Origin of the sequence: Ventrimonas sp., assembly GCF_048380235.1 — a bacterium.
Lineage (GTDB): Bacteria > Bacillota > Clostridia > Lachnospirales > Lachnospiraceae > Brotaphodocola.
On sequence record NZ_DBFCCJ010000077.1, the window covers coordinates 88,027 to 99,017 of the forward strand.

At 45.5% G+C, this 10,991-nt stretch carries 14 protein-coding genes; all 14 read left to right on the forward strand.

Annotated features, from left to right (window positions below; all coding sequences use genetic code 11):
* Nucleotides 1-3 precede the first annotated feature (3 nt).
* The 14 genes from ACMP1L_RS12640 (at nucleotide 4) to ACMP1L_RS12705 (ending at nucleotide 10,725) form a co-directional block, all read left to right on the forward strand.
* Nucleotides 4-207: a hypothetical protein gene (locus ACMP1L_RS12640; protein ID WP_418453226.1), complete on the forward strand. Its 204-nt coding sequence runs from the start codon at nucleotides 4-6 to the stop codon at nucleotides 205-207.
* 9 nt (nucleotides 208-216) lie between these two features.
* Nucleotides 217-564 carry a hypothetical protein gene (locus tag ACMP1L_RS12645; RefSeq protein WP_243025744.1) on the forward strand — a complete coding sequence of 116 codons (348 nt, stop codon included), beginning with the start codon at nucleotides 217-219 and terminating at the stop codon, nucleotides 562-564.
* Nucleotides 565-570: 6 nt separating this feature from the next.
* Nucleotides 571-834, forward strand: a complete 264-nt coding sequence (locus ACMP1L_RS12650) for a phage holin family protein (RefSeq protein WP_475544552.1) — start codon at nucleotides 571-573, stop codon at nucleotides 832-834.
* 11 nt (nucleotides 835-845) lie between these two features.
* Nucleotides 846-1,136 carry a hypothetical protein gene (locus ACMP1L_RS12655; protein WP_418453228.1) on the forward strand — a complete coding sequence of 97 codons (291 nt, stop codon included), beginning with the start codon at nucleotides 846-848 and terminating at the stop codon, nucleotides 1,134-1,136.
* Entirely contained in the window at nucleotides 1,121-2,845 is a 1,725-nt protein-coding gene (locus ACMP1L_RS12660) for a hypothetical protein (protein WP_418453229.1), read from the forward strand. Before ACMP1L_RS12655 ends, ACMP1L_RS12660 begins: the two co-directional genes overlap by 16 nt.
* A gap of 20 nt (nucleotides 2,846-2,865) precedes the next feature.
* The gene (locus ACMP1L_RS12665; protein WP_418453230.1) at nucleotides 2,866-3,189 is read left to right on the forward strand and encodes a DUF4406 domain-containing protein; all 324 of its coding nucleotides are present in this window, start codon (nucleotides 2,866-2,868) and stop codon (nucleotides 3,187-3,189) included.
* Between the two features lie 13 nt (nucleotides 3,190-3,202).
* Nucleotides 3,203-3,712 (forward strand): DUF2829 domain-containing protein, encoded by a 510-nt coding sequence (locus ACMP1L_RS12670; RefSeq protein ID WP_118542943.1) that lies wholly within the window; start codon nucleotides 3,203-3,205, stop codon nucleotides 3,710-3,712.
* 12 nt (nucleotides 3,713-3,724) lie between these two features.
* On the forward strand, nucleotides 3,725-4,519 hold the full coding sequence (locus tag ACMP1L_RS12675) for a M15 family metallopeptidase (RefSeq protein WP_418453231.1): 795 nt from the start codon (nucleotides 3,725-3,727) through the stop codon (nucleotides 4,517-4,519).
* 1,046 nt (nucleotides 4,520-5,565) lie between these two features.
* The gene (locus tag ACMP1L_RS12680; protein WP_418453232.1) at nucleotides 5,566-5,934 is read left to right on the forward strand and encodes a hypothetical protein; all 369 of its coding nucleotides are present in this window, start codon (nucleotides 5,566-5,568) and stop codon (nucleotides 5,932-5,934) included.
* An 8-nt stretch (nucleotides 5,935-5,942) separates the two neighbouring features.
* The gene (locus ACMP1L_RS12685) at nucleotides 5,943-7,505 is read left to right on the forward strand and encodes a hypothetical protein (protein WP_418453233.1); all 1,563 of its coding nucleotides are present in this window, start codon (nucleotides 5,943-5,945) and stop codon (nucleotides 7,503-7,505) included.
* A complete protein-coding gene (locus ACMP1L_RS12690; RefSeq protein ID WP_418453234.1) occupies nucleotides 7,492-8,403 on the forward strand; it encodes a tail fiber domain-containing protein in 912 nt (303 codons plus the stop codon). The genes ACMP1L_RS12685 and ACMP1L_RS12690 overlap by 14 nt, the downstream gene beginning before the upstream one ends.
* On the forward strand, nucleotides 8,404-9,324 hold the full coding sequence (locus tag ACMP1L_RS12695) for a tail fiber domain-containing protein (RefSeq protein WP_418453235.1): 921 nt from the start codon (nucleotides 8,404-8,406) through the stop codon (nucleotides 9,322-9,324).
* Nucleotides 9,324-9,560, forward strand: coding sequence for a hypothetical protein (locus ACMP1L_RS12700; RefSeq protein WP_418453236.1), 237 nt, complete (start codon nucleotides 9,324-9,326; stop codon nucleotides 9,558-9,560). The genes ACMP1L_RS12695 and ACMP1L_RS12700 overlap by 1 nt, the downstream gene beginning before the upstream one ends.
* Entirely contained in the window at nucleotides 9,481-10,725 is a 1,245-nt protein-coding gene (locus ACMP1L_RS12705; RefSeq protein WP_418453237.1) for a hypothetical protein, read from the forward strand. The genes ACMP1L_RS12700 and ACMP1L_RS12705 overlap by 80 nt, the downstream gene beginning before the upstream one ends.
* Nucleotides 10,726-10,991 lie beyond the last annotated feature (266 nt).

Consider the following 10,991-nt stretch of genomic DNA (forward strand, 5'->3'; position numbering starts at 1 on the left):
CATATGAGTATCAAACACAGAACCGAAACCCCGAACATCCCTTATGGCCCGGCAACCGGAGTACCGACCCCGGAACCGCACAATGAGGCCTTAAGCACCGGCCCAGATCACGAGTACAGCAAGGACAGCACTCCGGGCACTGCAGATCATGCAGAGCCGAGACATGTGCAGGGCGGACCAGGACATAAGGAGTGCGATCACGAGTAAAGGAGATTTATGATGGTAGCACTGATTTTTCAGTATATAGCCGCACATTGGATAGAATGGCTGTTTGCGGCTATCTCCGGAGCTCTGTTCGCGGCATATCGCGGTTTATCGAAGCGATTAAAGACCGAAGTGGTAAAGAACCAGGCTATTAACGCAGCAGTACTGGCTCTGCTCCATGACCGCCTTTACCAGGCGTGCCAGTTTTACATAAGCCGTGGATACTGTACGGTGGGAGACCGGGACAACCTGGAGTATATGTTCAAACCGTACAAAGCTTTGGGTGGCAATGGAACTGGAGAGGAACTTTATAACAGATGTCTGGCCCTGGAATATGGGCCAGCAGAAAGAGAGGATTAAGATATGATGGATTTTGGCATTGCCAGCGTAGCGGCAATAACGGTGGTGTGTTATCTGGGAGGCATGGCTTGTAAGGCATCTGCCAAGGTTAATGACGAAGTCATCCCGGTGGTATGCGGAGTGACCGGCGGTATCCTGGGCGTAGTTGGTATGTATGTGATGCCGGACTATCCTGCAGCGGATGTGATCAACGCGGCAGCAATCGGCATTGTGTCCGGTCTGGCAGCAACCGGAGTGCACCAGGCCATGAAGCAGTTAAAAAATGAATGAGAGGTATAGTCATGGAACTTATCTTTAAAAGACAGGCAACAGTAGCGAATACACCAATCGTAATGAAATTCGATGTATTTGCGAATGTATATCTGGTGAAAAATTTAACTGACGGAGATATTTATGTATCATTCGGTGGGGGGGCAAGTAAAGAAAAAGGAATACTGATTCCGGAGAACTGCAGTCAGATTATATCCGGACTTTCTGGAAGTCAGGTTCAGGATCCGGCACGAGGCGTTGTTACCATCATTCCAATGACAGACAGCGAGAAGGGAGTTGAGGTCCAGTGTCTCGAATGGTAGGAAAAGATACCATCATAGGAATGGGCTTTATTGGATTAGAACATGGTCGGCTTTACAACATGAAGCGTGGACCGAATGTTATCACAGCAACCATAACGGGAAGACGTATAGTGTTGGAAAAGTGCGCAGGTGGAAAACTGAGAGGTCTGATATTATATGGCAAATCCACGCAGGTGACAACGACAGGGGCGCAGTTAATTGACATCAATTCGTTTCAAAAAGATAATAGGGTTTCAGTTAAAATAGTAAACAATTATTCAATCGAATTAACTTCGACAATTGAAAAAGACGCTTCTGACAGCAGCAAAGTATACTCAAATGCATTAATCGATGCAGACATTTTAGTTGGAAAAACAATAACAATGTCTCATGATGAATGGAATAGTAATGTTCCAAATGAAACTGCTGTATGTGGAATTATGTACGATCTTAATGGGGGAACCAAATATTATCAAATTAATACTGCGTCAAAGATAATAACAGTAACTATTCCATTAGACGCAAAAAATTGTAGAATAAGACTCTTTTTGGTTGAAAACGCGTCTGAAACTGTTAAAGCAGGTACATACACAGCGATTATTAAAGGACTTATGATCTGTGAAGGAACTGTGGCTAAATCTTGGGAGCCATACACCGGCGGTAAGCCGTCTCCATCACCGGATTACCCGCAGGAGATTCAGAGTGCGTTGGGTAATTTTACTGTGCGAGGTAAAAATATATACGATTCATCAATTCAATGGGGTGCATTTGGTTGGAGTGGAACTGTAAGAAACACGCAGAACAAAGTAACGGTTACAGCAAAGAACGGATGGGTACACGCATCATTTCTTAGCCCAGTAAAAGGAGAAACTGTTACATTTTCGTGTACATATAAACAAACAGAAACGACGTCTAAAGATACACAGCAAGCACTTTGTATTGTTACAACGCCTGATGGAAAATTTCCAAATTCAGATAATAATATTGTTTATCAAACAATATCTCCAAACACAAATGAAACAACTATTTCTGCAACGTTTATATCTGATACTTACATTGGTATCTTTCTAAGAGTTGAGACAGAAGGTATTGGCTTAACGCGCACAGTTGAATTAACCAATATCCAACTTGAATATGGATCTAAAGCGACATCTTACGAACCATACAAAGGTTCAACTTCTTACACTTTCGCACCAAATGGTCTTCCAGGCATTCCGGTTTCCGTAAATGGTAACTATACCGACCAATTTGGTCAACAATGGGTCTGCGATGAACTTGACTTTGAACGTGGAGTGTATCGTCAACGGATTAAGCATGTAAATGTTGTTTTTAAAAAAGGAGCTTCATCTAGCACACATAGTGGATATAGACATATGGCAGGTGATATTCAAAATATGTCTAGGGAGCATACAGAATGTTTGTGCAATATTGCAACGCATTCCAAAAATGCAGCCTATGGAACAGAGGGTGTTCGTGCAAGTGGAGCGTATAATGCACTAGTTCTATACTATGAGAATTTGACGCTCGATAATGTTCCTGCCGATGTTGCTTATATTCTATCTGATCCAATTGAGACCTCACTCTCAGAAACCGACATTGCCGCTTACCGTGCTCTCACCATCTATGACCCGACAACGGTCGTAGAAACTAACAGCGGTGGATTAAAAGTATCGTACAACAAAATTGTGAAAAAATTAGTCGAGGAGCGGAGTGATCTGCCCAACATGTAAAAAGAAAGAAGGAAAAAATCATGATGAAAGCAATGTTATCTCAGCCGATGGCTGGAAAAAGTGAAGAAGAAATCAAAGCAACCAGAGAAAAGGCAATCAAAGCACTGGAAGCAAAAGGATATGAGGTCGTAAACACTTTCTTTACTGATGAGTGGTACAATAATGAGCGCATGAAGGAGCGTGGTGTGGTACAGATTCCGCTTTGCTTCTTGGCAAAGAGTTTAGAAAAAATGTCTCTGTGTCACGCAGTTTACTTTTGCAAGGGCTGGGAACAGACGCGAGGCTGTCGGTTAGAGCATGATGCAGCAGTAGCATATGGTCTGACTGTCATTTACGAAGAGTAGGAGGGAGTATTTCATGAATTTTACAGAAGCATTTAAAGCCATGAAACAGGGTGCAAAGGTAAAACTTCCAGGCTGGGGAGGATACTGGTACTGGGATCCGGAGAAGGAAACAATCATGATTCAGTGCAGACCACAGGATTCTGATAAGGGCGAGCTCCTGGATATCAGGGAAACGCAGCGTGTTGAATACACCATGCTGAACATGCAATCGGATGAGTGGGTGATTGCTGATGAAAGTAACTGTCCGGTACTTGGCGGCATTGCTGCATTTTCATTTGCAGATGCCATCCGGTATCTTAAACGAGGATTGAAGGTGGCACGACAGGGATGGAATGGGAAAAAACAATATATCCAGTTAGCAACAGCAATCTCCTACAAAGCGGCTGACGGTGAGATTGTAAATTGCAATCACGAAGCTATCGGAAACAAAGCAATCGCGTTTGTTGGAACTAGTGGCGTACAGATGGGATGGCTTGCATCACAGGCTGATATGTTGGCAGACGACTGGATGTTTGCAGAGTAAAGGAGTGATACCATGAGAGACATTTCGCTTTGTCACCCGCGCCTTCAGCGCATTGCATCCGCCTGGATGAAAGCCTGCGCCACCGAGGGCATCACCGTAGCCATCAGCGAAACCCTGCGCACTGCAACGGAGCAGGACGCTCTTTATGCTCAGGGCCGCACAAAGCCTGGTAACATCGTAACCAACGCCAAGGGCAGCAGCTACCGCTCGCAGCACCAGTGGGGCATTGCCTTTGACTTCTACCTCAAGATGGACATCGATGGGGATGGCAAGATCTCCGACGATGCATATAACGACAGCCAGGGGCACTTCCGGCGCGCGGCAGAGATCGGCAAGAAGCTGGGCCTTGCCTGGGGCGGTGACTGGAAGAGCATCGTGGACAAGCCACACCTGTATCTTCCGGACTGGGGAAGCACGCCTACCGCGCTGATCCAGAAGTACGGCACACCGGAAGAATTTATCGCTACCTGGGTGCCGGAGACGGTCAAGACTGGCTGGCAGCAGGAGGACGGTGGCTGGCGGTTTTACTTCCGGGATGGCAGCGGCAAGCATGTGGTCAACGCCTGGTACCGGGATGAGGATAAGTGGTACTGGTTTGATGGCGCTGGAATGATGGTCCATGACACCTGGTACCGCTACAGTGGTGACTGGTATTATCTTGGATCTGATGGCGCTATGGTCAAGGGCTTGCAGACTGTCAGTGGTAAGTGGTATTACCTGGACAAAAAAGGTCGTATGGTCACCGAGCCGGTAACTCTCACACCGGATCAGGATGGGGCACTGCAGTATCCAGGTATTGCAGCGTAAATGAAAAAAGGTCGGAAAAACTTCCGGCCTTTTGTACGTTAATAGTGATTTTGCGGGAATAGAAAATAAAATATCCAATGATAAAGAGTACGTGAATTCCTTGTATCAGCGCATCGGAGATTTTAAAAACAGGACATCATCATCGTTAATAAACGACATATCATTTATGATTCAAACCAAAGGAATTCATACCGGCGGTTTCGGTTTTGCAAATGTTGAATATGCTGACAGACCATCTAACGCGTCACTATGGGGATATATCGAATTTTTCCACCACGCCGATGGATACGTTACTGTTAAATATTATCCGGATAATATGCCGAAAATTTATACAGGTCAATTTATTATAGGTCAATCAACATGGGCTGTCCCGTGGTATTAAATGGTAAATATATATGGTTTGACGGAGTCTATCTTATAAAATCATGACATTAGTACCCAAGATTCCACTTTATTAGTACCTCCGTATTTTCCAAAATACGTCTGTCCTGTCCAGATTGAACGCTCAATGACATCGCTAGGACCTTCGCCCTTCAATATCATTAAATTTGCCTGTGTTGTTATAGGGAGGTTTTTAATGTTATCATTTAAAACATAAAAGATTCCTATTGATGGTTTAGACATCTTTGATAATATATCATTTACTGTAACATCGTTTAAAAGTCCTAGATCGGAAAGATTGGTGTATACGTGAAAGCCTTTTAAATCACTATTGGCATCCGGAACTGCGTAGTGGTAAAATGTATATACAAGAACATAGCCAAAGGGTAAGGCAATGGGATATAGTAAGAAGCATAATGTAAATGTTCGATTCATTTATTCGAGTTATGCGAAATGGTATGATTATGTTTTATCTACGCCCATAAATATAGGTTCGAGTCCTATTGTTGTCATAACCTTGTGAGGACCATTAACTGCATTGAGTTAGTGGTCCTTTTTTATTGCCATTCTTTCATACGATTCCATCAGTGGCGGGCCATCCTGCCGCTTTTGCTATGCAAACAAAACGATCGCGTAAATGTTAGGATAGCAAAAAGGAGGGTGACATGAAAGTAGGAAAATTAATAGAAACGATAACAGTGCTGATCGGGCAGCAGTACGATCTGGAAATGATGGTCGGCTGGCTGAATGAAATCGAAGGACAGGTTCTGGACCAGGTAGTGAACCGGTCCCAGGGATATGATATTGAATTTAAACCATTTACTGATGAGGACATGGAGCGCGAACTGACGGTGCCGGACCGGTTCCAGGACGTCTATATCAATTATCTCCGCGCTAAGGTGGATATCGCAAACCAAGAAACGGAGCGCTACAACAATGACGCTGCCATGTTTGACGCGGCGTGGAAGGAATATGCAGCCTGGCATATCCGGACGAATCTTCCGAAACCGGCACCCAAATTCAGAAATTATTGAGGTGGAGCATGAGATTGCCTTATTTAAGAACAACGCCGCAGCAGGCGGATAAAAGTGTGGGATCCTTCGGCGGGTTGAATACGCAGCTGGTGATCCAGGAAAATGAATTTTCGGACATGAAAAACATGTCCATAGATGGGTATCCGGCAATATCGGTCCGGCAGCCGCGCGGCGTGATCCAGAAAACAATCGGAAAACCGAATGGTCTGTTTTATAAAAATGGGTTGATGTATGTGGATGGCACGGCTTTGTATTATAAAGAGAAAAAGATTGCAGACGTATCAGACAGCCGAAAGCAGATTGTAGGGATTGGTGCTTATGCGGTGGTGTTTCCAGACAAGATCATGTACAACACCAGCACAGGCGAGCTGAAGCAAATGGAAGAAACCTGGACGCAGTCCGGAAGTGCTGCCTTCGCGCAGACCACGCAGGGATCAACCCTGGTAAAAATCACAAGCACGGGGATTGGAAAAAAGTTTTCACAGTATGATTCGGTTCTGATCAGCGGTTGCACGAACGCAGCGTTTAATAAATCCATCATCCTGCAGGAGGTGGCTGATAATTATGTGGTTGTGATCGGCAGCCTTTCTGCTCAGTTCACCCAGGGCAGCGGCCTGACAATCAAACGGACAGTGCCGGATATGGATTATGTCTGCGAGAATGAGAACCGGTTGTGGGGATGCTCCAGCAAGAATCATGAAATTTATTCTTCCAAGTTGGGTGATCCGGCGAACTGGCAGTCATTTGAAGGCATTTCAACGGATTCTTATGCCGTGACAGTGGGATCCGACGGGGACTTTACCGGTTGTGTTTCCCATCTGGGATATGTGATCTTCTTCAAGGAGGATACAATTCACAAGGTTTTTGGCAACAAGCCTTCCAACTACCAGGTGTCCACATCCTCACCCGTGCGTGGAATAGCGAAAGGAATGGAGCGGACAGCTTGTATCGTAAATGAAACGCTGATCTATGCAGGACGGGATGATATCTGCAGCTATGATGGAGCACAACCGGATTCCGTGGGAGATGCGCTGAAGAACCTTGAATTTGTTGATGGAGTAGCGTCACATCATGAGGGAAAATATTATGCATCCCTGCAGGCGGGAGGCTCCTGGGGGCTGTATGTCTATGATCTGAAACGGACCATATGGACGAAAGAAGATGCCCTTCATCTGGTTGATATGGTTTATGGAGACGGTGATCTGTATTGCGTAGATGAGAAAGGAAATCTTTTCACCGTCACAGGAAAACGGCAGGAAGTGATTTCATGGTATCTGGAGAGCGGAGATCTTCTGGAGGGTACAATTGATAACAAGCACATCCGGAAACTTCGCTTTCACATCCGGATGCAGCAGGAAACGGAAGTTTCCGTGTTGATGCAGTATGATGATGACCCAGAATGGTATCGTGTAAGCACGTTCCGGTCAAAAACCTATCGTACTCATGTTGTGCCGGTTATCCCGCGGCGCTGCCAGAAATACCGTTACCGCCTGGAGGGATGTGGGGATATGCAGCTGATTGCGATCAGCAAAGTGATTGGATTAGGAAGTGATGTGAATGTCGGTATTTAAAGAGCTGGTGTTGAGCAAAGAAGAGGACAAGAAATCTCTAGTAAAAAAACTGTATCGGTTCAGCGAGGACTTGAAATTCACACTTTCCAATCTTGACGAGGACAACTTTTCCAGAAGCTTCTTAGACTGGGAGAGTGAAAAGAAATCATTAACCAGGACCATCAAACATGATGCGGACGAACTGCAGATAAAATTTGAAGATCTGGAAGCAGATTCTTATGGGCAACTGGAACAGTCGGCTAAAAGTATAAAATTATTGGTAAATCGCGGAAGTGTAGTGGAGACTATGCTGTCAAGAATGGAATTGTACGGCGAACATATAGATCTGAAAACGGGGCATGTGACGATTGATGCTAATAATATGAAACTGGATGCGGCGGGGAACGCTACGTTTTCAGGAGCTATAACGGGCGGGACAATGAATCTGGGAAATAACTTCGCGGTCGACGCATCGGGCCATGTCGTTCTCCAGGGAGATTTGAGGTGCAATTTGCTCAATCCGAAAAAGAAAACGACGGTGGGAGGTGATGTCACAGTAGAAGGAAGCGAAGGATATGGAGGCTGCACTGTTGGAAGGACCCTTACCGGATCAGAGGCTTATATTGTGGATTCACTGAGCTGCAAAAAGGTAACGGAAACATCGGATGCACGAGTAAAAACGAATGTGACAACACTTTCGGCACCGGATATGACAGCCATATGCCCGGTTTCCTGGCATTTTAAAGCAACAGGCAAGGAGAGTATCGGATTTATTGCCCAGGAGCTTGATAAGCCGGTGAGACGGCAGAAATCATTACGTGTGGAGTATGGAGAGATGGGGGCGATGTGGGTAGCTGCTATTCAGGACAATCAGCGTCGCATTGATCGGATCAGAGGAAAGATAGAAGGGAGGGAGTAGATGTCATATTTTAGCGCGCCGACGTTGGCAAAAGATTCGGACATGGCAAAGATCCGAAGCTATATCATGCAGCTTAATCAGCAACTCCAATATAGCCTTTCAAGCTTGGACCCGGAAGACAATTTTTCTCAGGAGTTCCTAGTAAGCTACCAGGAAACGGACAAAACTATTTCGCAGCTGGAAATCAGCATGAATGGATTCATGTCAGAATTCAAGAACCTGGAAGCAGGGGTATCCACTCAGATCAGCACACTGAATAACGAGATTAAATTGAAGGTATCAGCAGAAGAACTGTGTTCGGAAATTTCCATGGCTCCGGGGACCATAGCATTTAAGACCGGATATTTAACGATTGATGCAAAAAACTTTAAATTATCCAAAGATGGCACGGCGGAGTTTTCCGGGAACATTACAGGGGGATCTATCAATATCAATGACCGCTTTGTTGTCAGCGAAACTGGCAGCACGAAAATTGACTCCGGAGCATACACGGGATCCATCCAGTGTAGCGGTCCGCTGGCAACGGAAACATTGATCACTTATGGAAACTGTGACGTAGATGGATCAATAAGCTGCCAGCAGATGAAGGTGACAGGAACGGTAACATGCGAGACTTTATATCAGTCTTCGGATGAACGGCTGAAAGAGCATATTGAGGATATTCCGGAAGAAACAGCACTGAGGATCGTGCTTGGACTAAAACCGGTTGAGTTCTCGTATATAGGGAGAGAAGAGCGGCAGATGGGATTCCTGGCACAGGATGTAAATGCGCTGCAGGAAGTCATTGGAACAAATTTGCCGCTCACAGATCTCGGAGAAGATGGGTATTACAGAATCCCATATAGCACCTACGGCGCTTTGTATGCCGGTGCAATCAAGAGTCAGCAGCGGCAGATTGAAGAATTGGAGAGAAAATTATAGTGAAATATTTTATGTATGATGAGATCCAGGTGCGGACATTGGCAGAAATCCTGAGCAAAATCAGGGTTGAGGGAGTGCAGCAGGCACGGTTCCTGGTCATGATTGAGAACATTTTGGATAAGGGAAAACTGATGGAAAAAGAGGAGGAAAAACAGGATGGCACTTGCAACAGTACAGGGGTATCTGAAAAGAAAGACGAGTCCAGTCATAACGGTGGGGAAAAGCAGTGCGAGTAGCGGACCGGGAGTAACAAAAAATCCGACACCGGCAGTAACGCCAAATCCGACACCGGCAGCATCCAGGGCATTTCAGGCTGCAGCAAGTCCGAATACGGGGAGTGGTTCGACGGCTTCAGGCGGTAGCCAGTATCTGACTGGATACACTGCCAACCCATTTGCAACATCGTCAACAACGGATCGTTATCTGCAGAGACTCAATAAGCTGGAAAAAAATGCGCCGGGAGAGTTTCAGAGCCAGTATTCCAGTGATATTCAGAACATCATCAACAGCATTAAAAACCGGGAACAGTTTAAGACAGATGATGTCTTTAAGAGTGATCTTTACAACACTATGCGGGAGCAGGCAATTCAGAATGGTCAGAAATCTATGCGGGATACCATGGGCAGCGCACAGGCAGCCACAGGCGGATATGGAAGCACCTATTCACAGGCGGCGGGGCAGCAGGCTTATGATAATGCGCTTTCCAATTTTAACAACGCGACATTGGATATCTACGACCGGGTATACAATCAGTACCTGCAGGAGGGCCAGGAACTCTATAATCAGCTGAATATGTATAACAACCAGGATTCCATTGATTACAACCGCTATCGTGATACGGTTGCAGACTATCAGGCTGACAGAAACTATTATGCCGGCCGGTACGATTCTTCCTGGAACCAGGACATGAGCCAGTATCAGCAGGATCAGGCAATGCAGCAGTGGGCGGAGAACTACGCTTACCAGAAGACTCAGGACGCCTTGGCGCAGCAGAACTGGCAGACACAGTTTGACTATCAGAAACAGCAGGATGCCCTGGCACAGCAGAATTGGCAGGCTCAGTTTGATTACCAGAAGGAGCAGGATGCAAAGCAGTTGGCCCTGGCGTATTCTAAAGCGCGTTCAAGTGGTTCTGGCAAATCGGGATCATCAAAGAGTAAAAGTAAGGCTTATAGCAGTGATGATTTAGTTAAGTTCGCAAAGGATTTACTGAATGAAAAAGACAATCGAGGTGGACGCTTGTCAAAATCATATTATGTAAATGATGCGTCTGGAGTAAGCAATATACTGCAGCAGTACCTTGGAATTGATGCGGATACAGCAGCGAAAGCGGTAACGGTGGCGCAGAAAGATAGCAAAAACAAAACGGATAATAGCTATACATACCGTAAACCGAGATAGGAGAGGATATGTCAGGAAAGTTGTTCAAACAGTATAAGGAAGATCAGGGAACCGGAAATAGCAGTCTTTATAAAGCGTACAAAAGTTCGATGGATTCTGGTCTGAGTACCGGGAATTCCACTATGGACCGTTATATTGAACATAAACGCCAGCAGGAAGAAGAAGCAAAAGAACGAAAGCGGCTTCGCGATGTAAGAGTAAATCGGGAGGCAAGGGAGAGGCAAGTAAAAAATGCAAGTTTAAATAAAAGTAGAGCCGATATGACC

What these genes read in the sequence shown, in the direction of transcription:
- ACMP1L_RS12640 (WP_418453226.1), top strand. Translation starts at nt 4, where the DNA reads ATGAGTATCAAACACAGAACCGAAACCCCGAACATCCCTTATGGCCCG.
- ACMP1L_RS12645 (WP_243025744.1), top strand. Translation starts at nt 217, where the DNA reads ATGATGGTAGCACTGATTTTTCAGTATATAGCCGCACATTGGATAGAA.
- ACMP1L_RS12650 (WP_475544552.1), top strand. Translation starts at nt 571, where the DNA reads ATGGATTTTGGCATTGCCAGCGTAGCGGCAATAACGGTGGTGTGTTAT.
- ACMP1L_RS12655 (WP_418453228.1), top strand. Translation starts at nt 846, where the DNA reads ATGGAACTTATCTTTAAAAGACAGGCAACAGTAGCGAATACACCAATC.
- ACMP1L_RS12665 (WP_418453230.1), top strand. Translation starts at nt 2,866, where the DNA reads ATGATGAAAGCAATGTTATCTCAGCCGATGGCTGGAAAAAGTGAAGAA.
- ACMP1L_RS12670 (WP_118542943.1), top strand. Translation starts at nt 3,203, where the DNA reads ATGAATTTTACAGAAGCATTTAAAGCCATGAAACAGGGTGCAAAGGTA.
- ACMP1L_RS12675 (WP_418453231.1), top strand. Translation starts at nt 3,725, where the DNA reads ATGAGAGACATTTCGCTTTGTCACCCGCGCCTTCAGCGCATTGCATCC.
- ACMP1L_RS12680 (WP_418453232.1), top strand. Translation starts at nt 5,566, where the DNA reads ATGAAAGTAGGAAAATTAATAGAAACGATAACAGTGCTGATCGGGCAG.
- ACMP1L_RS12685 (WP_418453233.1), top strand. Translation starts at nt 5,943, where the DNA reads ATGAGATTGCCTTATTTAAGAACAACGCCGCAGCAGGCGGATAAAAGT.
- ACMP1L_RS12690 (WP_418453234.1), top strand. Translation starts at nt 7,492, where the DNA reads ATGTCGGTATTTAAAGAGCTGGTGTTGAGCAAAGAAGAGGACAAGAAA.
- ACMP1L_RS12695 (WP_418453235.1), top strand. Translation starts at nt 8,404, where the DNA reads ATGTCATATTTTAGCGCGCCGACGTTGGCAAAAGATTCGGACATGGCA.
- ACMP1L_RS12705 (WP_418453237.1), top strand. Translation starts at nt 9,481, where the DNA reads ATGGCACTTGCAACAGTACAGGGGTATCTGAAAAGAAAGACGAGTCCA.